19 protein-coding genes are annotated in these 26,279 nt (G+C 43.1%); 3 read left to right on the top strand and 16 right to left on the bottom strand.

The window, feature by feature from the left end:
* Positions 1-312: 312 nt before the first annotated feature.
* The 9 genes from rpoE to F4V44_RS00055 form a co-directional block, all read right to left on the bottom strand.
* Positions 313-906 carry a DNA-directed RNA polymerase subunit delta gene (gene rpoE / locus F4V44_RS00095; protein ID WP_150437952.1) on the bottom strand — a complete coding sequence of 198 codons (594 nt, stop codon included), beginning with the start codon at positions 904-906 and terminating at the stop codon, positions 313-315.
* A 212-nt stretch (positions 907-1,118) separates the two neighbouring features.
* On the bottom strand, positions 1,119-1,331 hold the full coding sequence (locus F4V44_RS00090) for a hypothetical protein (protein WP_223881731.1): 213 nt from the start codon (positions 1,329-1,331) through the stop codon (positions 1,119-1,121).
* 306 nt (positions 1,332-1,637) lie between these two features.
* On the bottom strand, positions 1,638-4,880 hold the full coding sequence (gene icmF / locus F4V44_RS00085; protein WP_150437961.1) for a fused isobutyryl-CoA mutase/GTPase IcmF: 3,243 nt from the start codon (positions 4,878-4,880) through the stop codon (positions 1,638-1,640).
* Entirely contained in the window at positions 4,864-5,544 is a 681-nt protein-coding gene (locus F4V44_RS00080) for a TetR/AcrR family transcriptional regulator (RefSeq protein ID WP_150437951.1), read from the bottom strand. Before F4V44_RS00080 ends, icmF begins: the two co-directional genes overlap by 17 nt.
* A 292-nt stretch (positions 5,545-5,836) precedes the next feature.
* Positions 5,837-6,970: an acyl-CoA dehydrogenase gene (locus F4V44_RS00075; RefSeq protein WP_150437950.1), complete on the bottom strand. Its 1,134-nt coding sequence runs from the start codon at positions 6,968-6,970 to the stop codon at positions 5,837-5,839.
* 62 nt (positions 6,971-7,032) lie between these two features.
* Complete coding sequence (locus F4V44_RS00070; RefSeq protein WP_150437949.1) at positions 7,033-8,142, bottom strand: acyl-CoA dehydrogenase family protein; 1,110 nt, start codon at positions 8,140-8,142, stop codon at positions 7,033-7,035.
* A gap of 113 nt (positions 8,143-8,255) precedes the next feature.
* Entirely contained in the window at positions 8,256-9,107 is an 852-nt protein-coding gene (locus F4V44_RS00065; RefSeq protein ID WP_150437948.1) for a 3-hydroxybutyryl-CoA dehydrogenase, read from the bottom strand.
* 216 nt (positions 9,108-9,323) lie between these two features.
* Positions 9,324-10,520, bottom strand: a complete 1,197-nt coding sequence (locus F4V44_RS00060) for an acetyl-CoA C-acetyltransferase (RefSeq protein WP_150437947.1) — start codon at positions 10,518-10,520, stop codon at positions 9,324-9,326.
* A 262-nt stretch (positions 10,521-10,782) separates the two neighbouring features.
* Complete coding sequence (locus F4V44_RS00055; protein ID WP_150437946.1) at positions 10,783-12,897, bottom strand: (Fe-S)-binding protein; 2,115 nt, start codon at positions 12,895-12,897, stop codon at positions 10,783-10,785.
* A gap of 172 nt (positions 12,898-13,069) precedes the next feature.
* Between F4V44_RS00055 and cls the strand changes: the two genes are divergently transcribed.
* Together cls and uvsE are read left to right on the top strand one after the other, a co-directional pair.
* A complete protein-coding gene (gene cls / locus F4V44_RS00050) occupies positions 13,070-14,272 on the top strand; it encodes a cardiolipin synthase (protein WP_150437945.1) in 1,203 nt (400 codons plus the stop codon).
* Between the two features lie 126 nt (positions 14,273-14,398).
* A complete protein-coding gene (gene uvsE / locus F4V44_RS00045; protein WP_150437944.1) occupies positions 14,399-15,355 on the top strand; it encodes a UV DNA damage repair endonuclease UvsE in 957 nt (318 codons plus the stop codon).
* A gap of 107 nt (positions 15,356-15,462) precedes the next feature.
* On the opposite strand, the gene argS is transcribed toward uvsE, so the two are convergent.
* The 7 genes from argS to speE all read right to left on the bottom strand — a co-directional run bounded on the left by argS (position 15,463) and on the right by speE (position 23,714).
* On the bottom strand, positions 15,463-17,133 hold the full coding sequence (argS, locus tag F4V44_RS00040; protein WP_150437943.1) for an arginine--tRNA ligase: 1,671 nt from the start codon (positions 17,131-17,133) through the stop codon (positions 15,463-15,465).
* Positions 17,105-17,602: a DUF1934 domain-containing protein gene (locus F4V44_RS00035; RefSeq protein WP_223881730.1), complete on the bottom strand. Its 498-nt coding sequence runs from the start codon at positions 17,600-17,602 to the stop codon at positions 17,105-17,107. Before F4V44_RS00035 ends, argS begins: the two co-directional genes overlap by 29 nt.
* 72 nt (positions 17,603-17,674) lie before the next feature.
* Positions 17,675-18,781 (bottom strand): GerAB/ArcD/ProY family transporter, encoded by a 1,107-nt coding sequence (locus F4V44_RS00030; protein WP_150437942.1) that lies wholly within the window; start codon positions 18,779-18,781, stop codon positions 17,675-17,677.
* Positions 18,778-19,986 (bottom strand): Ger(x)C family spore germination protein, encoded by a 1,209-nt coding sequence (locus tag F4V44_RS00025; protein WP_150437941.1) that lies wholly within the window; start codon positions 19,984-19,986, stop codon positions 18,778-18,780. Before F4V44_RS00025 ends, F4V44_RS00030 begins: the two co-directional genes overlap by 4 nt.
* Before the next feature lie 15 nt (positions 19,987-20,001).
* Positions 20,002-21,567, bottom strand: a complete 1,566-nt coding sequence (locus F4V44_RS00020; RefSeq protein ID WP_396897460.1) for a spore germination protein — start codon at positions 21,565-21,567, stop codon at positions 20,002-20,004.
* A 200-nt stretch (positions 21,568-21,767) separates the two neighbouring features.
* Positions 21,768-22,640, bottom strand: coding sequence for an agmatinase (gene speB, locus F4V44_RS00015; protein ID WP_150437939.1), 873 nt, complete (start codon positions 22,638-22,640; stop codon positions 21,768-21,770).
* A gap of 246 nt (positions 22,641-22,886) precedes the next feature.
* Positions 22,887-23,714, bottom strand: coding sequence for a spermidine synthase (gene speE, locus F4V44_RS00010; RefSeq protein ID WP_150437938.1), 828 nt, complete (start codon positions 23,712-23,714; stop codon positions 22,887-22,889).
* A gap of 368 nt (positions 23,715-24,082) precedes the next feature.
* On the opposite strand from speE, the gene F4V44_RS00005 reads away from it, so the two are divergent.
* On the top strand, positions 24,083-26,173 hold the full coding sequence (locus F4V44_RS00005) for a transglycosylase domain-containing protein (RefSeq protein ID WP_150437937.1): 2,091 nt from the start codon (positions 24,083-24,085) through the stop codon (positions 26,171-26,173).
* Positions 26,174-26,279 lie beyond the last annotated feature (106 nt).

The raw sequence follows: 26,279 nt of genomic DNA, 5'->3' as shown, positions 1-26,279 counted from the left end.
AATGCTGCCCGACTGCACGGACAGGCAGAAATCAACTATAGGGGAAAGCAACGAAAAGCGGAAGCGCCTTGTCCACCCCCGACAAGCATAAGACGAGCTGGCTAGAAGGTTGTACTTTAACCTTCTAGACGGATTGGCTTATGACCTCGAGGGGGTAGGCGCTGCAGCTAGACAGCTAAACATATAAAAAACAAAAACGCTCCTCTTACTTCTTACAAAGTAAGGGAGCGCTACTCTCAAAAATTATCCGTTCCTCATTGAGGAGCCCAAAAAGTATTCTACAAGTATCGACACAAAAAGTCAATATGAAAATTACTTTTCAAGATCGTCATCTAAATCAAGGTCTTCTTCTAATTCTTCGTCTTCCTCTTCATCTAAGTCAAAATCTTCATCTAGTTCAAGATCGTCATCATCATCATCATCATCTAGATCCAAGTCATCATCAAGATCATCATCGTCTTCATCATCATCGTCATCTAAATCTAGATCATCATCTAAATCGTCGTCATCTAGCAGATCATCATCGTCATCCAACTCATCAAATACATCTTCTTCAAAGTCATCTAAGTCTAGATCGTCTTCATCAACAACCTTCTTAGCCTTTTTCTTCTTCTTCGCTTTTACAGGGTTGACGATTTCCTCCACCACTTGATCCACTGGGTACCATACACGCAGACCCCATTGATTATCGCCGATTGCTAAAAAGCGGCCGTCAATATTTAAATCAGTATAAAATTGAGCAATTCTACTTCTTAATTCCTCTTCAGAAATACCAGCTACTTTCGCAATCTCTTCGGTCAATTCTTTAAATGAAATAGCCGTTTTTCTTTCATCCATGATTTCGTACGCAATCTCTATTAAAGACATTTCCTTTATTTCTTCTTTTGAGAATTGAGCTAAACTCAAGATCCGCACTTCCTTTCTATCTAATCCATTCACAGTTTTCGATACGTAAAGCCCGTCCATAATCGGTCCGGCTACTATTCTTTTGAACCAATATGTAATCATAAACCATTAAACTGTACCAATTACACACAAAAATACATATTCTCCATTATAAACAAAATATTGGGGTTTATGCTAGCACTTGCTGATGATTCTAGTATATTTTTCACAACTTATCTCTTTGTAGCCTGCAATTTCTCTTTTAACAGTTTTTTCTTAGCAGCAAGCTCTTTGTTCGGACGATCACGAAGCTCTTTTCTAGCCAATAAAAAGAAATAAATAGAAAACAAAAAGAATGGAATAGCCCCGAGCTGTTGTTTATAAAGATAATACGAAACGGTCAACGCTCCTGCCCAACAAATAATCCTGATAATAAACCGCTTCAAGTCTTTCACTTCCTGAATTAGAAATTGTACAATCTTCCTACCGTAAATGGTGAGGTATCTTACAGCCTTCCCATTCTATGGAATCTCCATAAGAGTATACTACCATGTATATGTAAATTTGTTGTAAATACCCCAAATATTTCACCACAATTTCATTTAAACTCATACAAGCATTGTCATTCTATCATACTATTTACCGAGTTAAGGCGTTGGAACATTAACGTGCTGGGGGACTGTCCCCCAGCACGTTAATGCGATAAATCATGTTTAAAGGGGCGTCTGGTTGTTGGAGCTGATTTCAAACAACTACATGTTCCGTCGATACTGGCCGCCTACTTCGTAGAGTGCACGGGTAATTTGCCCGAGGCTTGCGACTTTAACAGTTTCCATAAGCTCGCTGAAAATATTGCCTCCGCTAACAGCCGTTTCCTTCAAGCGTTTCAATGCCTTATCTACCCGATCTTTATTCCTCTCCTGGAACATTCGCAAATGTGCAATTTGCGTTTCCTTTTCCTCCCTTGAGGCCCTTGCCAGCTGCATGTTATCAAGCTCCTCTTCTGCCGGAGGATTTGGATTCAGATACGTATTTACCCCTATAATTGGCAGCGCTCCTGTTGACTTCAACGTTTCATAGTACATCGACTGCTCTTGAATCTGTCCGCGCTGATACTGTGTCTCCATTGCCCCAAGCACACCGCCTCTATCATCTAAGCGTTCAAATTCATGCAATACAGCTTCCTCTACAAGGTCCGTCAGCTCCTCGATAATAAATGAGCCTTGAAGCGGGTTTTCGTTCATCGATAACCCATGTTCCTTTGTAATAATCATTTGAATGGCCATTGCGCGTCGCACTGATCCCTCCGTCGGTGTGGTGACCGCCTCATCATAGGCATTCGTATGCAGTGAATTACAGTTATCCTGCAGAGCCATCAAGGCTTGAAGCGTTGTGCGGATATCATTAAAGTCCATTTCCTGTGCATGCAGGGACCTTCCTGATGTTTGAATATGGTACTTCAGCTTTTGGCTTCGTTCATTAGCACCATACTTATCACGCATCACAATCGCCCAAATTCTGCGTGCCACCCGGCCAATTACGCTGTACTCCGGATCCAGTCCGTTCGAGAAAAAGAACGATAAGTTTGGAGCAAAGTCATCCACCTTCATCCCTCTGCTCAAATAATACTCGACATACGTAAATCCATTTGCCAATGTATAGGCCAGCTGCGATATCGGGTTGGCCCCTGCCTCGGCAATATGATAGCCGGAAATGGAAACAGAATAATAATTTCGAACCTGATGATCAATAAAATACTGCTGAATATCACCCATCATCCGAAGCGCAAACTCCGTCGAGAAAATACATGTATTTTGCCCTTGATCCTCTTTCAAAATATCCGCCTGCACTGTTCCGCGTACCTTCTGCAATGCGGCTGCCTTTGCCTCTTCATACTCTGTTTCCGAAAGTGTACGCCCTAGCTCTACTTCCTTTTTTTTCACCTGCTGATCAATCGCTGTGTTCATAAACATGGCCAAAATAATTGGCGCCGGCCCATTAATCGTCATCGAAACAGACGTCGACGGATCGCATAAGTCAAAACCGGCATACAGCTTTTTCATATCATCGAGCGTACAGACGCTAACCCCGCTTTCCCCCACTTTCCCAAAAATATCTGGGCGCTCGTCAGGGTCCTCTCCGTAAAGCGTCACAGAATCAAACGCTGTACTAAGCCGCTTTGCCTTGTCATCCTTTGACAAATAATGAAAGCGGCGGTTCGTCCGTTCCGGCGTTCCCTCACCGGCAAACTGGCGCTTCGGGTCCTCCCCTTCTCGCTTAAACGGAAACACACCTGCCGTATACGGAAATCTCCCAGGCACATTCTCCCTGTATACCCACGATATAATTTCTCCATAATCTTTAAATCTGGGAAGTGCAACCTTTGGAATCAACAAGCCTGACAAACTCTTCGTTTTCAGAACCGTCACAATTTCCCTATCACGAATTCTCGTTGTAAATTGCTCCCCTTCATAAAGCTCCTTTGTACTTTCCCACTGCTTAAGAATCCGTACAGACTCCGGTGTCAGCTGCTCCCATGTCTTCTCTTTAATCCTCTCTAGCTCGGATATCACATCACTTTGACCACCATGCTCTTTCACTGCCTGAATCGCACCCTCCAGCTGAAATAGCTTGCGTGCCAAATCAGCCTGCACCGAAGCCTTTCTCTTAAACGCACGGATGGTATCGTTTACCTCACGCAAATAGGAGCGCTGATCATTCGGAATAATCACATGCTGCTTCTCAACCTTTTCCTTTTTTGAAAAAGAAGTGCGCCAATCCAAGCCCCATTTTTCATTCAAATGCCCAACCAATGCCGCCCACAGCGCATTCGTACCTGAGTCATTAAACTGACTGGCAATGGTGCCGTACACAGGCATCTCCTCAAGGCTCTTTTCAAAAAGCATATGACTGCGCTGGTACTGCTTTTGCACCTGACTTCTAGCATCCTCGGAGCCTTTACGTTCAAATTTATTTATCACAATAAAATCGGCATAATCAATCATGTCAATTTTTTCCAACTGGGAAGGCGCCCCAAACTCACTTGTCATGACATACATCGAGACGTCGCAAATATCCGTGATAGCGGCATCTCCTTGCCCAATGCCACTTGTCTCTACGACAATCAAGTCAAAGCCCGCTGCCTTCACCACTTGAATCGCATCTTGTATCGCTGCTGATAGTTCAGTTCTCGACCGGCGCGTTGCTAAGCTTCGCATATAGACACGCGACGAAAAAATGGCATTCATACGGATGCGGTCACCGAGGAGCGCCCCGCCGGTTTTTTGCTTCGTTGGATCAACAGATAATATCGCTGTTTTCTTTTTCGGAAAATCCAATAAAAAGCGGCGAATCAGTTCATCGGTCAATGTACTTTTCCCCGCACCGCCTGTACCGGTAATCCCTAACACTGGCACATCCTTTGCCATCGCTTTTATTTTTTCAAAAATAGCTGAGCTTGCAAAATGCTCCCCTTTTACTCGCTGCTCGGCAAGGGTAATGAACCTCGCAATCGTATTCACATCAAAGGCTGCAAGTCTATCAACAGACTCCTCGGTTACAACAGAGGGAAGCGGAAAATCACATTCCTTCATCATCGTATTAATCATGCCCTGTAGCCCGCTTTTCAGGCCATCCTCCGGAGAAAATATCCGTGCCACACCATATGCGTGAAGTTCATTGATTTCCCTAGGAATGATAACGCCGCCTCCGCCTCCGTATATGCGAATATGAGAAGCATTTCGTTCTTTTAAGAGGTCCACCATATATTTGAAATACTCCACATGCCCCCCCTGATAGGAAGAAACAGCGATCCCTTGGACATCCTCCTGGATCGCTGCATTGACTACTTCCTCAACCGATCGGTTATGGCCTAAATGAATCACTTCTGCCCCGCTTGCCTGAAGGATTCTCCGCATGATATTAATCGAGGCATCGTGCCCATCATAAAGGCTTGAAGCGGTCACAAAACGGATTGGGTTAGTTGGCCGGTACATTTCTGGTTTCACAATAGATACACTCCTTTGTATTCTCCTTAACCCCTTTGGCCCCCTCTACTAAAAACTCCATCTGCAGTTCAATATACTCGTCAAGCGTGAATAGCTTTCGCAGCTCCCAGCGTCTGAACGCCCACATTTGTCCCTGCACATAAATATTATGAGAATGCATCTTAATTTGATTTTCCGATAAGCTGATTTCGCCATTTTCCACACATCGTTCGAGCATTTGTTTAAAAATATCAACCATTTCCAATTCCTTACGCAGTACATAAGGAAGCGCATCCTTTGGCAGAGACTTTACTTCCTGATACATCACGAGAACCTCATCCTGCATCCCATCAACGACACGAAAATAGTTAGCAATCGCCTGCCTAAGGTCATCAAGGGTCGTCTGCTGCTTGGTATCAAGAATCTTCTGCAATCTCTCCCGCACTTGGTCATAAATCCGGTCACAGACTAGATAGAGGACATCCTCTTTTGTCCGGATGTATTCATATAAGGTTCCAATACTGAAGCCAGCTGACCTCGCAATCTCCCTTGTTGTTGTCCGGTGAAAGCCTTTTTCAATAAAAAGCTTTACCGCTCCATTAATCATTTGGTCTCTTCGCTTTTGGATGAGACGTTCATCTTTTACTGATGCATGCACCTCACGTTTTTTCATTGTTACCTACCCGCCTGTCACTATAATTAGGAAATGAATAGTTTAAAAATTATAAAAATTAATAAGCCATGGTCCCCATTATTAAAGGTAGAACACAGCTATATTTCGTCTTTTTTTGAAAAACCTTCCTGCTTGCTTCCCTACAAAAATCGTATTTCATACGATTTTCTCTATCTTTCTATTATACAACAAAATACGTCAGAACATTTAAAACTTTCCATTTTTCCTATTAAAAAAAACAAAATTTTTAGCCTATTAATACTTTTTTATAATAATTTATCCCAGATTTCTCTTAGAGCATCCGAGAGATAACTAGACGCTGAATCTCTTGGGTTCCTTCGTAAATTTGTGTTATTTTAGCATCCCGCATGAACCGTTCGACCGGATAATCCTTTGTGTAGCCATAACCGCCAAAAACCTGCACCGCTTCTGTTGTCACCTTCATCGCTGTATCACCAGCAAACAGCTTCGACATAGCCGATTCCTTTCCGTACGGCAGGCCCTCTGATTCTCTCCATGCCGCCTGATAGGTTAACAGCCGTGCTGCTTCCACACTTGTTGCCATATCCGCCAACTTAAAGGAGATTCCCTGCTGAGCAGCAATCGGCTTTCCGAATTGATAACGCTGCTTCGAATACGCAACAGCAGCATCTAATGCTCCCTGAGCAATCCCGACAGCCTGTGCCGCAATCCCATTCCGTCCTCCGTCCAAGGTCATCATAGCGATTTTAAAACCTTCTCCCACCATGCCGAGCACATTTTCCTTTGGAATTTTACAATCCTGAAAAATAATCTCCGTTGTCGGCGATGAACGAATGCCAAGCTTCTTTTCCTTTTTCCCAATAGAAAATCCCGGTGTATCCTTTTCCACAATAAAGGCGGTCGTCCCTTTCTGTTTGGAAGCCGGGTCTGTCAATGCAAATACAACATAAATGTCGGCCACTCCGCCATTAGTAATAAAAATCTTCGAACCGTTTAAGACATAATGTTCGCCCTCTAATCTTGCATTTGTCTTCATGGCACCTGCATCAGAGCCGCTTCCAGGCTCGGTAAGACCGTAAGCACCGAGTTTCTCCCCCAATGCCATCGGCTTTAAATATTTTTGCTTCTGCCCCTCTGTACCAAATTTATACAAGGGCCACCCGGCAAGGGACGTATGAGCGGATAAGGTAACCGCGGTTGAAGCACATACGCGGGCTATCTCCTCCACCGCAATGCAATAGGCTAAATAATCACTGCCGATGCCGCCATACTCCTCCGGCCAAGGAATCCCCATTAAGCCGAGTTCTGCCATTTTATCGATAATGTCACGGTCAAAGCGCTCCTCTTCATCACGCTGTGCAGCCGTAGGAGCGACTTCATTTTGAGCAAAATCCCGAACCATCTTTCGAATCATTTCATGCTCTTCTGATAATGTAAAAATCATATTTATTCCCCTTTGCTCGTATATACTATAGAGTCGCTTTAATTTATACATAATTTCCGGTTTTAAAGATGCTTGCTTATAACCACACGCTGGATTTCGCTTGTACCTTCATAAATTTCGGTAATTTTGGCATCACGGAAATAGCGTTCAACAGGGTACTCTTCTGTATAGCCAAATTCGCCCAGCACGCCAATCGCTTCCGTTGTCATGTATACAGCTGTTTTGGAAGCGAATAATTTCGCGATGGAGGCCTCCTTCCCGCACGGGAGACCCCTTTGCTTCAAATCAGCCGCCCGATAGACTAACAGTTTGGCAGCCTCAAGATTCGTTGCCATATCAGCTAATTTAAATGAGGTCCCCTGCTCTGTTAGGTTGTGCTTTGAAAAAGAAACGGCCGTCTCAAAGGCAGCTTCAGCTATACCGAGTGCCTGTGCTGCTATCCCAATGCGGCCAAATTCGAGATTGGCAAGGGCGATTTTAAAACCCTCGCCTTCGTTGCCAAGCCTGTTAGCAAAAGGTATTTTCATATTTTCGAAGTGCAGCTGTCTCGTTCGCGAGCCGTGCAGTCCCATTTTCTGTTCGTCCTTGCCGAAAATTAAACCCGATGTATTTTTTTCAACAATAAAAGCGGTAATTCCCCTGCTTCTTAGCGCGGAATCCGTTACAGCAAAAAGAATATAAAGGTCTGCCTCTCCTCCATTCGTAATAAAAAGCTTGGAACCGTTGATAACATAATGATCATCTTTTTTGACCGCTCTTGTTTTGAGATTTGCAGCGTCCGACCCTGCACTCGCTTCGGTCAAGCAAAAAGCACCTAAATACTGCCCTGATGCCAGCTTCGGGACAAATGCGCGCTTCTGCTCCTCTGTCCCGAAAAGAAGAATGGGATTCGTCCCTACTGAGGTGTGGACAGAAAGAATGACCCCAACGGCGGCACTAACCTTTGAAAGCTCATGAATGGTTAAGATATAAGAGGTAAAGTCCATTGCTTGCCCTCCGTAGTTCCGAGGAACAGGAATTCCCATCAAGCCGAGCTTCCCCATTTTTTGAAGAATATCTCTCGGAAATTCCCCCTGTTCCATACGTGGAATAAAGGGCTCTATTTCTTGTTTAGCAAAATCAATGACCTGTTTCCTTATCAGCTTCTGTTCTTTTGTAAAATCCAGGTCCATATGACCCCCACTTTCTGCTGCTTGTTTGACTGTTTTCTGAAAAGGATCTTTCTCTGTCGAAAATGGAATACACTATAAAAATTCTCTAGAACAATCTGCAAAATCCCTGCTTTCTATTTGTATTCATAAAACCCTCGACCTGACTTTTTTCCAAGCCAGCCTGCTTTTACATATTTTCTTAATAGCGGACACGGACGGTACTTATCTTCACCGAGTCCCTCATGAAGGGTTTCCATAATATAAAGACAGGTATCTAGTCCGATAAAATCAGCCAATACAAGCGGCCCCATCGGATGGTTCATACCCAGTTTCATCACTTCGTCAATCGCCTCTTTTTCAGCGACTCCTTCATATAAAGTAAAAATAGCTTCATTAATCATTGGCATCAGGATTCGGTTAGAAACAAAGCCAGGAAAGTCATTTACCTCCACCGGTACCTTTTCCAGCGTTTTTGTCATCTTTTCAATGGTTTCATATACTTCGTTAGAGGTTGCAAGACCGCGGATAATTTCAACCAGCTTCATCACTGGAACAGGATTCATAAAATGCATGCCAATCACCTTTTGTGGACGGTTTGTCGCCGCCGCAATCTCGGTGATTGGAAGTGAGGATGTATTGCTGGCTAGAATCGTATGCTCGGGGGTAATCTTGTCAAGCGTACGAAAAATTTGTGTTTTTATTTCCATATTTTCAATCGCTGCTTCAATGACTAGATCAGCATCCCTCCCATCTGCTAGATTAGTCGATAAGGAAATGAGCGAAAGGATGGCCTCCATCTCCTCTGACTTCATCCGTCCTTTATTCACTTGCCGTAGAAGATTACAGCGAATGGTGTTCTTTCCATGTTCTGTCAATTGGACATTCAGGTCATTAAGGATGACATCATAGCCTGCTTGCGCACATACTTGAGCAATTCCGGAACCCATCTGACCAGCACCTATGACCATTACTTTTTCAATCTTCATCAGACACCTCCGTTTGTTATAGATGGAAAAAACCTAATGCAGCCGGTATTGTCTTTAAGGGACAAGTACCGGCATGAACACAGGTTTATAGCTCTTTTTTCTATTTTTTTTTAATGACTGGACCAACTTCCACTGCTTGCAGATCTGCCAAAGCTTGGCGAGACATCTTACGACAAAAGAGATACGGTCATACGCATCTTCCTAGATGGCAGGCTATTAGCCGGCCGCATTCCGCGGCACTTCAATCATAATGGCATCCCCCTGCCCGCCTCCTGAGCAAATGGCAGCAATGCCAAGCCCGCCGCCGCGGCGTTTTAATTCATGCATAAGCGTCACAATGATTCTAGCACCGCTCGCGCCGATTGGATGGCCGAGGGCAACCGCACCGCCGTTCACATTCACCTTTTCCGGGTTAAGTCCGGCAATTTTTACAGTAATTAAGGACACGGCAGCAAAAGCCTCATTTATTTCAAATAAATCAATATCCTCAGGTCTTTTGCCTGTCTTCTTCAGCAATTCATTAATCACTCGCCCTGGAGTTTCCGGAAAATCCTTTGCTTCTGTAGCCATTGCTGTATGGGCAAGAATCACTGCCTCAGGCTGACGATTTTCCCTTGCAGCCCGTTCCGCACTCATTAAAACAAGTGCAGCAGCACCATCATTGACTCCTGGTGCATTACCGGCCGTAATGGTACCATTCTTGCCAAAAGCAGGTGACAGCACAGCCAATCTTTCCAGCGATGTATCTCTCCTTGGGCCTTCATCCTGCGATACAACTATTGGGTCCCCTTTTCGCTGCGGAACTTCAACCGGAATCACTTCCTGTGCAGTCAGCCCACCGTCCATCGCTGCCAAAGCTCGCAGATGGCTTCTGAGTGCCCACTCATCCTGTTCTTCACGGCTGATGTTCCAAGTGAAAGCACTTTGATTCCCATACATCCCCATCGGAACACCAGTAAAACTGCAAGTCAATCCATCATATTTCATTAAATCGACAGCAACGCCGTTCCCCATCTTCATCCCGAACCGGGCATCCTGGAGGATATAGGGTGCCTGGCTCATGGACTCCATGCCGCCAGCGACGATTACACTCTCATCACCACTGCGGATTAATTGGTCAGCAAGCGTTACACTGCGCATACCTGATGCACACACCTTATTAATCGTTTCCGTTTTGATATCCCAAGGCAAATCTGCTTTTCTCGCTGCTTGCCGAGAGGGAATTTGCCCTTGTCCGCCCTGCAGCACATTGCCGATGATGACCTCCTCCACATCTGTTGGGGATACATTGGCTCTTTTTAATGCTTGTTTTATTGCCATTGAACCAAGGTCGGATGCTGATAGACCGCTCAAACTGCCGCCTAATTTGCCAATAGGTGTTCGAACTCCGCTTAAGATTACGGATTTACTCATCGTAAACGTCACCTCTCTTTTTTCCTGAATCGGAAAGCAACAACCGAAAGCTCAATTCAAATCGTATGTGGTTTGATGGATTAAGTTTATTCATACAACTGCCTGCAACTAGGCTTTTCAGTTCTTAAAACAATGTAAGCGCTTGCTTTTATTTTACTACAAAATTAACTGAATAAAAAGAATTTACTAATTATTTATAAGTAGAGTCTATTAGGAAGCTGCAGGCTTTCTAGACTGCCGGAGCTTCCTAACTGAACCCCTATTAAGATAGGGCTTCTTTCTTTTCACCAAAGACGGCTTTTTCCAAGAGCTCTGCCACATCGTATGTCTTAACAAGGTCTTCCACTTCCTTCGCTTTTGTACCGTCTGACAGCATCGTTAAGCAGTATGGACAGCCCGAGCTGATCACAGATGGTTTAACCTCCAGTGCCTGCTCGGTGCGTGCTGCGTTAATACGGTGGCCCGTTTCCTCCTCCATCCACATCAAGCCTCCCCCGGCACCGCAGCACATCCCGTTTTCCCGGTTCCTCTCCATCTCCACAAGTGTGACACCTGGAATCCTCTTCAAAATTTCCCGCGGCGGATCATACACTTCATTATAGCGGCCTAAATAACAGGAATCATGAAACGTAATTCTTTCATTCACCTCATACTGCGGCTGTAACCGGCCTTCCTTGACCAGCTGGACGAGGAGTTCAGTATGGTGCACGACTTCCGCCTTTAAGCCGAAATCTTTATATTCATTTTTAAAAATGTTGTAAGCATGCGGGTCAATCGTAACAATTTTCTTAACCCCAGCATGTTCAAACTCGGCGATATTATGAGAGGCAAGCTCCTGAAATAAAAATTCATTGCCAAGACGGCGCGGTGTATCACCTGAATTTTTCTCCTTATTACCGAGAATGGCAAACTTTACGCCCGCTTCATTTAGCAGTCTCGCAAACGATAAGGCAATCTTCTGGCTGCGGTTATCAAAAGAGCCCATCGATCCGACCCAGAAAAGGTATTCAAATTCCTCTCCTGCCTTTGCTAGCTCCTTAACAGTCGGAATCATCACATCTTCTCTTGCGCTGCGCCAGTTTTCCTTTTCCCTCCGATTAAGCCCCCATGGATTACCCTGGCGTTCAATATTTGTCATGGCGCGCTGGGCATCTGAATCCATACGCCCTTCTGTTAACACTAGATAGCGGCGAAGGTCAATAATTTTCTCCACATGCTCATTCATGACCGGACATTGATCTTCACAATTCCGGCACGTGGTACAGGCCCAAATTTCTTTCTCCGTAATCACCTCGCCAATCAGGCTCGGATGATAGTCAACATAGGCTAAGATCGATTCGTCTGCTCCGCCTTGAGCTGCGCCCTTCGCTATTCTGTTGCCCAGTGTATGAGAAAACGCAAAGGCCGGCACCCATGGATTCTGCCTTGTGACAGCCGCTCCATGATTGGTCAAATGGTCGCGCATCTTCACAATCAAATCCATCGGGGACAGCATTTTCCCGGTCCCTGTAGCCGGACACATATTCGTACAGCGGCCGCACTCAACACAGGCGTATAAATCAATCAATTGAAGCTGTGTAAACTCCTCAATTTTTCCAACACCAAAGGTTTCCTGGGTTTCATCTTCAAAATCAATCGGGGTTAATTTTCCCGGCTTCTCTAAACGATTAAAATACACATTGGCCGGACCGGCAATTAAGTGGGCGTGCTTTGATTGGGGGACATAGACAAGAAATGTAAGCAGGATGAGCAAATGAACCCACCAGGCCACGTAAAAAACAACGGCAGCAGCGGTCTCGCCCATTCCGGAGAAACTAACGGCAATCAATGAAGCAACAGGCTCTGTCCATGAAGGGGTATGCTGATGCCAGACAAGACTCATTCCATTTCCCAATAGTACGGATAACATTAATCCGCCAATGAAAATCAGCACGAGACCAGCTTTAAAGTTTCTTTTTAAGCGAACAAGCTTTTCAATATAGCGGCGGTAAAAGGCCATAAAAACGGCGATCAGGATGACGAGTGTCACAATTTCTTGAAAAAAGGTGAATGCGGGGTATAGAGGACCAAACGGCAGGTGCGCCCCCTTCTTCATTCCTTTTATAATAAAATCAATGGCTCCAAATTGAACAAGAATAAAGCCATAGAAAAAAAGGACATGCATCACGCCGCTCTTTTTATCCTTTAACAGCTTCTTCTGCCCAAACACATGAATCCATATGTTATGGAGTCTTTCTTTTACATTACGGTCATACTCTACTTTCCTGCCTAACTTGATATAAGCCATTCTCGTCCTGATTAAGTAAACAAACAGGCTGACAGCGTAAGCGGTAACAGCAATGAACGCAATCAGATTGACCCACAAAATCCCACTCATTCTTTAACCTCCTGTCTTAACCTAATATTCAGACTGCTAAATTAATCTATTATATGGCCATAAATAAACAATCAGTAACGTTTTATTTCCTTTTTATAAAAAACATAGGAAAACCCATTCTCGTGCATACTAACAGGACAGTTAGGCATAAGTCTCGAGGGGGAAATGAACCTTGGAAACATTTTTTATCATTATTGGGGTGTTGTATGTAGTTGTCCTTTATTTCTTCGTTGACTTTTCCCTTGGCCGAAAAATCCATTTAAAAAAGCTGCAACTGCAGCACTTTCCTGATCGGTATAGCGATATTCAAATGTTTACATCAGGTCCAGAGCTATTTGCAGACCTGTTTGCAGAATTAAAAGAGGCACAGAAGCACATTCATATTCTCTTTTATATTGTAAAAAAGGACCGAATCTCCTCTGAATTCCTGTCGTTATTAAAAAAGAAGGCTGATGAAGGGATTGAAGTCCGTCTTATGCTGGACTGGATTGGTTCTTTGAAGGCAAAACGGAGTATTTCCCGAGAGCTTCAAGGCTCAAGGGTGGAGCTTGTTTTCTGTAAGGCACCAAGGCCTCCCTTTTTCTTTTATTCTTCCCAGGTGCGCAATCATCGGAAGATTACCGTTATTGACGGTAAAATCGGGTATCTCGGCGGCTTTAATATCGGCAAAGAATATATCAATCTCAATCCCAAGCTCAGCCCTTGGCGTGATTACCATTTAAAGATTATCGGTGAAGGCGTCCAGGACCTGCAGCATATGTTTCTGAGGGACTGGGAAGAGGCAGCGAGGGTACGCTTGACACAAAACGAAGCCTATTTTCCCCATCTAGAAAAGGGGAAATACCGTCATAAACTCATTCCCTCTGAGGGCTTCTACCTCGAGCAAACCTTTTCTAGTTTGATTAACGGTGCCAAGCAATGCATTATGATTGGGACCCCTTATTTCATCCCAGGCAAAAGGCTTTTTCACGATCTCCAGTCTGCATTGAAACGAGGTGTCAAACTTGAAATTCTTGTCCCTTCCAACCCGGACCATGCACTTGTAAAAGAAGCGTCTTACCAGTACTTGCGTAAGCTTTTGGATCTTGGCGCGACTGTATATCAATATCAAAATGGCTTTTTTCATTCTAAAATTCTTATCATTGACGACAAAGTCTGCGACGTCGGAACCGCCAACTTTGATAAACGCAGCTTTTATTTGAATCATGAAATGAACTGCTACACATATGACCCGCATTATATTGAAAAAATTCGCGGCGTGTTGAAGCAGGACCAGTCAGAATCCAAACTAATTTCACAGCAGGATATCTCCATGCTGAACCCTTGGACATTCTGTAAAGAAATGGTCGCCCGATCGATTTCACTGTTTTTGTAAAATGAACTGCTTTTGTGACCGATTTAGCTTCAGTGCTCTGATTTCCGACACAAAAGACAATCCAATCATTTTTCAATACAAGGGCTGCTTACCCTGCAGCCCTTTTCAGTTAAAGGAGTTAACATTATGAGGATTCGCTTTGGATATGTGTCCCAATCAATGAGCCTTTGGGATGCATCTCCATCCAAAACTGTCACCTATACCCGCTTTACTCAACTTCCTGCAGAAGAGCGGATGGAGAAGCTTTTAACTGTAACAGCTGCTAATTTAAACAATACAGAAAGAATGCTTCACTATAATATCGGACACGAAATTGAGCTGTACCGATTCTCTAGTTCCATTGTCCCGCTTGCTACCCATCCGGAGGTACGCTGGGATTTTGTTACCCCTTTCCGGGACAAGTGGAGCGGGATTGGGGAGCTTGTTAAGAAGCATCGCCTGCGGGTCAGCTTCCACCCGAACCAATTTACACTGTTCACCTCTCCTCGTGAGGATGTGACAAAGAATGCCGTTATTGATATGGAATACCATTATAGAATGCTTGAAGCGATGGGGGTTGAAAATGAAAGTCTCATTAACATTCATATTGGCGGTGCCTATGGAAACAAAGAGGAATCCCTCGAGCGGTTCAGGGTTAATTTAAAAAGCCTCCCGGCGCACATTAAAGAGATTATGACGCTCGAAAATGACGACAAAACCTATACCACTGATGAAACGTTGAACATTTGCCAGCTAGAAGGAGTTACTAATATTTTTGATTATCATCACCATATGGCCAATCTGGGAGAGGGCTCATTAGAGCAGCTGTTGCCAGAAATTTTCGCAACTTGGGAGAAGCGGGACCTGATTCCAAAAATTCATGTCTCCTCACCAAAGTCCCCATCCGCCTTTCGTTCCCATGCCGATTATGTTGATGTGGAATTTCTTCAGCCGCTTCTTTCGATTCTCCATTCCCTCAAGCAGGATGTCGATTTTATGATAGAAGCGAAAATGAAGGATTTAGCAATGCTGAAGCTTATCGAAGATATTAGCAAAATTCGCGGGGTAAAACGGATCAGCGGCGGGGCAGTTGAATGGAAATAATGATTAAAAAAGAGGCCTCCATCATTGGAAGCCTCTTTCCTTGCGAGGTGTCAGGCACCACACATAGATTTATTCTCAAACATTAATAGATGACAGATGCCAGACAGCTACATTTTCTCTGGAGCTGAAACTCCGATCAAGCTTAATGCATTTTTCAACGTAATCTGTACGGCCTTAATTAAGGACAGACGTGCTTTTGTTTTTTCTACTTCTTCCATATCTAAAACTTTTTCCGCATTGTAGAAGCTGTGGAAATTAGATGCTAATTCAAAAATATAGTTCGTGATGCGGTGCGGGATTCTCTTCAATGCAGCTTCCCCAACTGCTTCAGGGAACTCACCAAGCTTTTTCAACACGTCGATTTCTTTTTCCGATTGAATATAGGAGAAATCAGCATTTGCGCCATAAGCAAGATTCTGCTCCCCTGCCGTGCGTAAAATACTGCAGATTCTTGCATGAGCATATTGCGCATAGTACACTGGATTTTCATTGGACTGAGAAACCGCTAAATCAAGGTCAAAGTCCATATGTGTATCCGCACTTCTCATGGCGAAGAAATAACGAGTTGCATCAAGGCCAACCTCTTCAACAAGATCTCTCATCGTAACGGCTTTACCTGTCCGCTTACTCATTTTCATTTTCTCACCGTTTTTATATAAATGAACAAGCTGAATAATTTCTACTTCAAGTGTGTCGGCAGTATAGCCTAATGCCTGAATCGCTGCTCTCATACGAGGAATATAACCGTGGTGGTCAGCACCCCAAATATTAATCAACTTCTCAAAGCCGCGCTCAAGCTTGTCTCTGTGATAAGCAATATCAGGCAGCAAGTACGTATAAGAGCCATCCTGCTTAATTAACACACGGTCCTTATCGTCACCGAAATCAGTTGAACGCAGCCATGTTGCCCCATCCTGCTCGTAAATATAGCCGTTATCTCGTAGCTTTTGCAAAGCATTGTCAATTTTGCCGTTATGATATAGGGAAGTTTCTGAGAACCATACATCAAACCCTACACGGAAATCCTCTAAATCCTGCTTCAGCTTGGCCATTTCATATTTCAATCCATATTCGCGGAATTGCCCGAAACGTTCTTCGTCGTTCATTTCAACAAACTTATCGCCGAATTCTTCCGCAAGTTTTTTCCCGATTCCGATAATGTCTTCCCCATGGTAGCCATCCTCAGGCATAGGCTTATCGATTCCAAGCGCCTGGTGATAACGGGCATCCACTGATAGGGCAAGATTGTTAATCTGATTTCCCGCATCATTAATATAATATTCACGTGAAACATCATAGCCTGCTTTTGCTAAAATATTGCAAAGCGAATCCCCTACTGCAGCACCGCGGGCATGTCCTAAGTGCAAGTCACCTGTTGGGTTGGCTGACACGAACTCCACCTGAACTTTCTCGTTACCTCCGACAGTTGTTTCGCCATACTTATCGCCAGCTTCAATAACAGCAGGAATAAGATTCGTTAAATAGCTGTTATTCATGTAAAAATTAATAAAGCCTGGACCGGCAATTTCAATCTTTTCAATCGAAGCCTTTGATTTATCAAAATGAGCGACAAGCTCTTCTGCAATCATCTTCGGCGCTTTTTTGGCCACTCTTGCCAGCTGCATCGCCATATTTGTTGAATAATCCCCGTTTACTTTATCCTTTGGAATCTCAAGGACTACGTCAGGCAGCTGCTCTTCGCTTGCTAAACCGGCCTTAACAACAGCCGCAGCGATTTCTGCCCTTAGGTTACTTTTTACCTGCTCTACTATATTCATCTTTTTCATCCTCCTCAAACGTAATCAATACGTGATATGTACCTGCATGGTTTCCCTGCACTTTTAAATCATATAATATGTTAATGAGCCCCTTTTTTAACACATCGTCAAATTCATGGCGGATCCCCCTTGTCGAGGTTTCCATGTCGAGTACCCCGTACGGTGTTTTATAGCTTCCGACAAGGATTTTATTCATTTGAAAAGGCAGTCTTATTTCAACGGAGCCATTTCTAACGATAGACCCTTCCTGATCTGATACTTTGACAACCGTTTTAGCGGACCCTTCTTCCATCAGTTCATCATAACGCAGAAAAACAGAGCTCGTCTTTTGAATGTATTGTCCAAATGTGATGAGCTCATACGTTTCTTTTTCCGAACCATTAGTAATTGTCGTATTCACTGTTATTTTAACAGCCATCTGCACTGTTGGATAGCTAGACACCAAACGTGCACCTCTTTTCCTTTGCATTGCCTGATTACATCCTTTTGGATAACTTATTAATTATAATTTTTTTTCAAAATGGTTTCAAGTTGATGTTGATTATCCATTAGAAGAATTGGATGCTTGCTTCTTTTTTCGAAGACTTCCGACCATCCATAGCAGGAGCGGAATCACTGCCATATTTAGAGTGAGGACCACTGGAAGCCAAAAATACTCGATATATTCCATCCCGTATGTTGTAGATCTTGAAAAAACCATAGCCAAAAGAAAAGAAATGACTGCCACAACCCATATAAGCTTTTTCCAGTCTTTTATATGAAAAAGCTGTGCAGTTCCATAGGCTGCCAGAACAAAATAGAGTGATAACTTGATAAAAAGGCTTAAAATCCAAATTAATACAGCAACAATTTCAAGGTTTTGGATAAAATTCATTACATTAATGTATCTGATAGTCTCAATTATAGGATATTTCAGCTTTGCTGACACTGCTGGTCCAAAAATAAGAATTACACTGACGGTGGAGAAAGTAATCAGCACTGCTGCCGATAAAACTCCCCATACTGCCCGGCGGGTTCCTTTCTCCGGCTGATCCATAAATGAAATGAGCATTAACATGAGTACAGACTCCCCTAAAAAGGAAAGAGGATAGAAACTGCCTCTTATAATAGGATATAATCCAGAATCCGCATAAATAGGGAGAATACGATTGAATTGAAGATTGGGAATAGTAAAAGCGATTAACAAGATAAAACTCATAAAAATAATAGGACCAAACACCTCACCACACCGTCCAACCGCTTCTATTCCTCCTATATAAGCAATATAAACTAATAATAAAAGAATGGTCAAAAGCAATATCCAGTGAGGGGTTTTTGGAAGTAAAATAATGCTCACAAATTCAGTAAATTCTCCTAATATATTACCGATAACCGTATACCAATAGACTAAATAGAGTATCGCGGTTAAGATTCCAATCCATTTACCAAAAATGAATTTACTATATTCAATCAGTGTATGCTTGGGATACAGCAAGGCCGCCTTAGTTGCAAGGAACACAATCAAGGTTCCTCCCAGCCCTGCTATAAGATAGGACATCCACATATCTTGTTTGGCATACTTAACAGCCGGTGTAATGGTAATGAGCACTGTATTTCCAACTAGTATAGAGAACATAATCCAATATATTTGCAGCCCCGTGATTTTCATTCTTTTATCTCGCTTTCTTTATACAGCATGGATGGACCGGTCATACCAATTTGACGTATTTTAAGGTCAACATTTACCGAAATGTTTGCTTCTGCAAAATAACGATCCCAATCTTTTTTTACCTTTTTCCACTTATGAGGATACTTTTTATGAACAGACTCTCCGAATCCAAAAATATCTAATCCAAATTCCTTTTGTACTTTATTGATGGTTGCTAATACCTGTTCTTTTGTTTGCTTTTCCATAGATTTTTCTAGAGTCCGGACATTTCTCGTCATATTAATATTCAAATTATTGTTATTTTCAGTAATACCCCCTTCTCCGCTTAGCTTAACCGTAAAAGTAATCTGATTTCCCTCCATTTTTGGAATGATCTTTCCTTTAATCTTAGTCAAAGCCAAACTTGCATTGCTTTGACCACCCAATGAAATCGTAATCGTCTTTTTTTGTAAATTCCCTGTTACCCAAAGATAGTCCCGGTTTTCATTCATATTTAAAAAACCTGCTAATTTCAAATCAGGGCCAAACACTGCCAATCCTGTCAATTTTAAAATGGTTTTCTTCGCTTCGCCCTTGGCCTCTTTATTTCCCTTTTGAATGGGCTCAATTTCAACGACAGGTATAGTAGGTCGAATCCCTTCACTGTTAGCAGCCATAAGAAGATCTAAATAGACCTTATCTCCTCTTCCTCCCGCTTGTCTATGGGCCTTCAATGCTGCAACTGCCGGGGGATTTTCAAATGGATTGGACTGATTCAGCGCATTTAAAGCAGTATCCCCTTTTACGACAAACACATCTGTCCGAATTCCGACATTCGGGCTTCTACTGTTTATATCTATTTCTTGTTTCAAACCGCGTTTGGCAAACTCCTCTCCATAAAAAGTGACGCGCCTATGGCCAAAATAGGCTTCCCTCGAAAGCATGCCTTGTTGATTTTCCAATGCTTCTTGTACATTTTTCCCCTTAGCCGAAACAGCTACGAACGATTCACCTTTCCCTCCTCCGCCACCCCCTCCGCTTTGCGACTGCATATTAGAGGGAATGGCTATTTGTCCGCATATTTGAATTTCATCTTCCTTTTCACCGATATCCCAGCCTGTTGCCAGCCATAATGCACGATCATTCAATTCCATGCTATCCCAGCAGCCCGCCGTTATCATTATTTGGAGACACAAAATAATACAAACCATACTCCCTTTACTCATTTTTTCCTATACTCCCTATTTTGGTTTTTGCCCTTTTGGAAAGCGTATCTTATCCTTGCCTGCCAAAAAAGTTGGCCGTTTATTCAAAGTCCATCTTGGCAGTCTTACAATGACATCTTTTAAATCGGCTGGAATTTGCGGTGCTACTGGACTGAAATACGGAATGCCAAAGGAACGCAGACATACTAAATGAATATGTAAGGCAATAAAGCCTAGCACAATCCCATATAAGCCGAAAATCCCGGCTAAAATTAACATGATGAACCTTATCACTCTGATGGAGGTGCCAAAATTATAACGAGGAATGGAAAATGATGCGATTCCAGTTGTCGCAACGACAATAACCATTGGAGCAGAAACAATCCCGGCCTGTACAGCAGCCTGGCCAATAACCAGAGCTCCTACAATACTAACGGCAGACCCAATTGCTTTCGGCAAACGGACACCTGCTTCCCGCAGGCCTTCAAACACAAACTCCATCATCAAAGCTTCAATAATGGCCGGGAACGGCACCCCCTCCCTTGCAGCAGCAACACTAAAAAGCAAACTCGTTGGAATAAGCTTGGGATGAAAGGTCGACAGCGCTACATAAAGGGATGGCAAAAAAAGAGAGATGTTAAACAAAGTGAAACGAATAAAGCGAATAAATGTCGTATAAATAAAGCGTTCATAATAATCATCCGCAGCTTGTAGTCCGCTCCAAAATGTCATCGGAACCACGAGAACAAAAGGCGTGTTATCTACAATAATTCCTACTCTGCCCTCGAGTAGATTAGCTACAAGGATATCCGGTCTTTCCGTATTCTGAATCTGTGGAAAGGGAGAATAAGGGACATCTTCTATAAACTCCTCCAACATTTCCGAACCCATCAGTGCATCCAGCCTAATCCTCTCAATTCTTAATCGGACTTCCTTTAAAAGAGAATCAGTTGCAATTCCTTCAATATAGGCAATCACTACATCTGTTTTCGACAGTTCTCCAATGGTGAAGGATTCTAATTTGAGTTTTGTACTGCGAATTCTTCTGCGCAAAAGGGTTGTATTGGTCCTTAAAGATTCTGTAAATCCCTCTTTCGGACCGCGAATGGTGACTTCTGTTGCCGGTTCTTCAATCGACCTTTTTTCAAAACCTGGCAGTCCGGCAAGCATGGCTTTTGTTTCTCCATCAATAACCACACCGATATTTGCTTTCAGAATTCCATCTGCCAGTTCACTCAGCTTGGACACGTTTTGCACTTGGGTAATCGCGATCAGCTTCTGTTCAATGACCTGCCCCAACGACGAAACCTCTTCAAGCCCTTGAGGTCTTCGTTCAAATAGCATTGGCTTTAAAAAAACTTCATCAAGCATGTTCGTATCAATGAGCCCATCTATATAAATGAGTAATATTTTGACTTTATCCATGACATAGACAGGCCGAATCACAAAATCCGAACAGTTTTCAAAAAGCTTCTTCAATTGCTGTTCCATTTCTGATAGATCCGAACTCATCGTGTTCATATTGATCTCTGATGGCAGAGATTCTGTTTTTTTATTGAATAAATCCTGTAGTGTCTTTCGTTTTCGGAAATCACGCATCACGAGCTACCCCTTTTTTCATATGGGTATATTTTTCCATAGACCGTGATTTGTATGCATTATTTGGAAGGAAGATAATAAAAAGGAAAATGTATATCTTGAATGTCTTTTTAACGTGGAAAATTTATTATAAATGTCTATTTTTAGTGTCAGGCACTGCAGAAAAAAACCAGAGACCTCCATTTGTCTCTGGTTGTTAAACATTATTTCACAAACCCAAGCAGCATTTCGCGCAGAAGCTTGCTTGCTGTGTTAACGGTTTGCTCGGAATGATCATAAATCGGAGCAACCTCTACAAGGTCGGCGCCCACTACACGCACATCAGAATGAGCGATTTCATGGATGGATGCGAGCAATTCTCTTGATGTAATACCTCCTGCATCAACCGTACCTGTTCCAGGCGCATGAGCCGGGTCTAACACATCAATATCGATGGTCACATAAACAGGGCGTCCGGCAAGCGTTGGCAGAATCTCCTGAAGCGGCTTGTGAACATCAAATTTGAATAGATGCATGCCCACTTCTTTTGCCCATTCAAACTCTTCCTTCATACCAGAACGGATGCCAAAGGAATAAATATTCTGCGGTCCAATAAGGTCAGCTGCTTTTCGAATCGGCGTTGAATGGGACAACGGCTCGCCCTCATAATTCTCACGCAGGTCAGTGTGTGCATCCATATGAATAATTGCTAAATCTGGATATTTTTTATACATCGCTTTAATAACCGGCCATGTCACAAGATGCTCACCACCCATACCAAGCGGAAATTTACCATCTGCCAGCAAGCCATCAAGATATTCTTCAATCAAATCCAGACTCTTTTGTGCATTACCGAATGGCAGCGGAATATCTCCTGCATCAAAGTATTTAAGATCATTTAAATCTTTATCTAAATATGGGCTATACTCCTCAATTCCGATTGATACTTCGCGGATGCGGGCAGGACCAAAACGGGAGCCTGGACGGTAGCTTACTGTCCAGTCCATCGGCATACCGTATATAACTACCTTACTTTCCTCATAACTTGGATGACTTTTAATAAACACATTACCTGAATAAGCTTCATCAAAACGCATAGTAAATCCCCCTTTTATCTTCGATACCGCTTTTGACGCAAGTATCCTTTTCCTGTATAATTCAAATTCGCCCGTCGAATTTGCGTCCGGATTTTTATCGAGCTCGCTCGATAAATTACCCTTAAAAAATCGCAAGACTCGCCGGAGACATAACTTCATTCAGCCGGATTTGAACCCTACTGAATCGGAGAGCTTTTTGTCTTCACTCCTTAACTTTATTCAGCAGAGGACCTCTGCTGAATAAAGTTACTCTGTTAAATCCTTTACAAACTTAGGCAGCACAAATGCCGCCTTATGTAATTCCTTTGTATAATATTTTGTTTCTATTTCATGAAAACGGTCGTCACTTACTTCAAGCGGGTCATATTTTTTTGATCCGAGTGTAAAGGCCCACATCCCGCTTGGATACGTCGGAATATTTGCTATGTATAAGCGTGTAATAGGGAAAATTTCTTTTACATCCTTTTGTACGCTGCGGATTAAATCACTCTTAAACCAAGGATTGTCCGACTGTGCCACAAAGATACCATCTTCCTTCAGTGCCTTGGAAATACCGGCATAAAAGCCTTTTGTAAAAAGATTGACTGCTGGACCTACCGGCTCTGTTGAATCCACCATGATCACATCATAGGTATTGTCGCTTTCAGCAATATGCATAAAACCGTCGCCTACTTTAACCTCAACGCGCTCATCATCGAGCTTTCCAGCAATTTCAGGCAGATATTTCTTTGAATACTCAATTACCTTGCCGTCAATATCAACCAATGTTGCCTTTTTCACCTTTGGATGCTTTAACACTTCACGAATGACTCCACCGTCACCGCCGCCAACAACCAATATGTTTTCCGGATTGGGATGGGTAAAAAGAGGTATATGTGCGACCATCTCATGGTAAACAAACTCATCTCTGACAGAAGTCATGACCATATCATCAAGTAAAAGCATATTACCCCATTCTTCTGTTTCGACCATGTCCAGTTTTTGAAACTCTGTTTGCTCTGTATGTAAGGTACGATTGATTTTCATCGTAATCCCGAAGTTCTCTGTCTGTTTCTCGGTAAACCAAATTCCCATTGTATTCATCCCTTCAATTGGATTGAAAACACTAAATCATCTTTTGTCCAGCTGCAGCAGCTAGACCCTCGGGGTCATAAGCCGCTTCCGCATTTCTTTTTTATGTTACCCAGACAGGTTAAAAGCAAACAAAAAAATTATAGAGCATTCTATATGAAATAAAAAGAAAAAGTTTCCGGGCCACCCAGAAAATGTTTAAAAACCCGTTTATTTTTCAATACTAATAATATGTTTATTTTTTATATAAAAGAGAAATTGGACAGGGTTGCTGAGCAGGTGCTCACAGCGTCTTACGCATTTTATTCGTCCAGCTTCGACGCCCAGCCACGACAAGGCGTCTCCGCATTTCTATTTGGGGGTGAAACATTATGGAACTTATGACAGATCAACGGTTTCGAAAAACAATTAAATATTTACGGGCCTTATTCTTTCTTTGTTTTATTATTGCTTGTTTGATGGTTCTTTTTATCATTGGAGTTTTGATCTATGCCAAAGTTCTTGGACCTCCTCCACTCGCTGTTCCACAGTCAACTCTTTACTATGATGACAATGGAACGGTAATCGGAGAAAGCAACAACGGTCAAAAGCGATATTGGGTTAATTTTGACGAAATCAGCCCACACCTTATAGATGCAACGCTTGCCATTGAAGACCGAAAATATTACGAGCATAACGGCTTTGACTATAAAAGAATTGCCGGTGCCGCCCTCGCAGACATTAAAGCAATGTCAAAGGTCCAGGGCGCCAGCACAATTAGTCAGCAATATGCCCGCAACCTCTACCTTGAGCACGATAAAACATGGCAGCGAAAATTAAATGAAGCCTTTTATACGATTCGTCTTGAAATGAACTATACGAAAGAACAAATTTTAGAAGGCTACTTAAATACGATTTATTACGGCCATGGGGCATACGGTGCTCAGGCGGCAAGCCAGTATTACTTTGGCAAGGATGCCTCGCAACTAACATTGGCCGAGGCAGCGATGCTGGCAGGAATTCCGAAAGGACCAAGCATCTACTCGCCGCTCGCCTCAATTGAAAAAGCAAAGTTGCGGCAGGGAACTATTTTGTCAGCCATGCAGGAAATTAATTTAATTGATGAAGCCGCAGCACAAAAAGCCGAACAGGAGAAGCTCAAAATTGTGGGTAAGCACCCACATACAAAGCTTGTAACGGCTCCTTATTTTCAAGATGCAGTGCGGCAAGAATTATCAGAGTTATTAAAGCTCGATGAAAGAACGATTGAGCTTGGCGGATTAAAGGTCTTTACCACACTTGATTTGGATCAACAAAAATTAGCCGAGGAAACTATCGCGAAGCAAATATCCGATGATTCCGCTATTCAAGTCGGCTTTGTCGCTATGAATCCAAAAAACGGCTATGTAAAGGCTCTCGTCGGCGGCCGGGATTATACGGAAAGTTCATATAACCGCGTTACACAAGCCGAGCGTCAGCCAGGTTCAACGATCAAACCGCTCCTTTATTATGCGGCGCTTGAGCAGGGATTTACCCCAGCCTCAACGATGCGCAGCGAGCTGACCACATTTAAGTTTGATGATAACCGTGCCGAATATACACCACATAATTTTAATAATCAATATGCCGAAGATGATATTACAATGGCACAGGCTTTAGCCTTATCTGATAATGTGTATGCCGTGAAGACCCACCTGTTTCTTGGTGAGGAGACCTTGGTAGAAACAGCGAAGCGCTTCGGAATCACATCTGATATGGCAAAGGTCCCCTCCCTTGCCCTTGGTACATCCGGTGTGCGCGTAATTGAAATGGCCAATGCCTACAGTCTGTTTGCCAACGGCGGAAAAAAGGTCAAACCAGTTACAATTAAAAAGGTTGAAAACCATAAGGGTGAAGTCATTTACGAGCACGACCCCAAGCCTCAGGCAGTACTGCGTCCGGACTTGGCCTTTGTCATGACCCATATGATGACAGGTATGTTTGATAAAAAATTAAACGGCTATGCCAGTGTCACCGGCAGCACAATTATCAATGATATGACACGAACCTATGCCGGAAAATCCGGTTCAACGAATGCAGACAGCTGGATGATTGGTTTTTCCCCACAGCTTGTTACAGCGGTTTGGACCGGTTATGACGACGGCCAGACGATTGAACTAAAGCTTGATCAAATGTATGCTAAAAATGTCTGGGTTGAATTTATGGAAGAAGCTCTTGAAGGGACTCCAGAAAAATCATTTAAAGCTCCGAAGGGTACCGTAGGCGTTTATTTAGATCCTGTAAACGGGAAGCTGGCCACGAAAGAATGTCCGGTGAGGCGCTATACCTACTTTGCAGCCGGCACAGAACCGACTGAATATTGTACAGAACACATGCTAGAGCATGATAAAGAATCCTCTAAAGGAAAAAAGAATAAACACCCTGAAGAACATGAGGATGGAGATCATATCCCATGGTATAAGAAAGTGCTGCCATGGTCATAGTTGGAGCTGCATGCAGATGATTGCATGCAGTTTTTTGTCATGGAGTTATTTTGATTACCTGGGCACTATCATCCTTCTATAATGATCATCAACCTGGCTCTCCTAC

This window comes from Niallia endozanthoxylica (assembly GCF_008710145.1).
GTDB classification, from domain to species: Bacteria; Bacillota; Bacilli; order Bacillales; family Cytobacillaceae; genus Bacillus_BD; species Bacillus_BD endozanthoxylica.
The sequence above is the reverse complement of the archived record's forward strand: the minus strand, read 5'-3'. Positions and strand labels throughout refer to the sequence as shown.

Excerpts from the sequence above, each read along its gene's own strand:
- icmF (WP_150437961.1), bottom strand. The coding sequence starts at position 4,880 with ATGTACCGGCCAACTAACCCAATCCGTTTTGTGACCGCTTCAAGCCTT.
- F4V44_RS00080 (WP_150437951.1), bottom strand. The coding sequence starts at position 5,544 with ATGAAAAAACGTGAGGTGCATGCATCAGTAAAAGATGAACGTCTCATC.
- F4V44_RS00075 (WP_150437950.1), bottom strand. The coding sequence starts at position 6,970 with ATGATTTTTACATTATCAGAAGAGCATGAAATGATTCGAAAGATGGTT.
- F4V44_RS00070 (WP_150437949.1), bottom strand. The coding sequence starts at position 8,142 with ATGGACCTGGATTTTACAAAAGAACAGAAGCTGATAAGGAAACAGGTC.
- F4V44_RS00065 (WP_150437948.1), bottom strand. The coding sequence starts at position 9,107 with ATGAAGATTGAAAAAGTAATGGTCATAGGTGCTGGTCAGATGGGTTCC.
- F4V44_RS00060 (WP_150437947.1), bottom strand. The coding sequence starts at position 10,520 with ATGAGTAAATCCGTAATCTTAAGCGGAGTTCGAACACCTATTGGCAAA.
- F4V44_RS00055 (WP_150437946.1), bottom strand. The coding sequence starts at position 12,897 with ATGAGTGGGATTTTGTGGGTCAATCTGATTGCGTTCATTGCTGTTACC.
- uvsE (WP_150437944.1), top strand. The coding sequence starts at position 14,399 with ATGAGGATTCGCTTTGGATATGTGTCCCAATCAATGAGCCTTTGGGAT.
- argS (WP_150437943.1), bottom strand. The coding sequence starts at position 17,133 with ATGAATATAGTAGAGCAGGTAAAAAGTAACCTAAGGGCAGAAATCGCT.
- F4V44_RS00035 (WP_223881730.1), bottom strand. The coding sequence starts at position 17,602 with ATGCAAAGGAAAAGAGGTGCACGTTTGGTGTCTAGCTATCCAACAGTG.
- F4V44_RS00030 (WP_150437942.1), bottom strand. The coding sequence starts at position 18,781 with ATGAAAATCACGGGGCTGCAAATATATTGGATTATGTTCTCTATACTA.
- F4V44_RS00025 (WP_150437941.1), bottom strand. The coding sequence starts at position 19,986 with ATGAGTAAAGGGAGTATGGTTTGTATTATTTTGTGTCTCCAAATAATG.
- speB (WP_150437939.1), bottom strand. The coding sequence starts at position 22,640 with ATGCGTTTTGATGAAGCTTATTCAGGTAATGTGTTTATTAAAAGTCAT.
- speE (WP_150437938.1), bottom strand. The coding sequence starts at position 23,714 with ATGGGAATTTGGTTTACCGAGAAACAGACAGAGAACTTCGGGATTACG.
- F4V44_RS00005 (WP_150437937.1), top strand. The coding sequence starts at position 24,083 with ATGGAACTTATGACAGATCAACGGTTTCGAAAAACAATTAAATATTTA.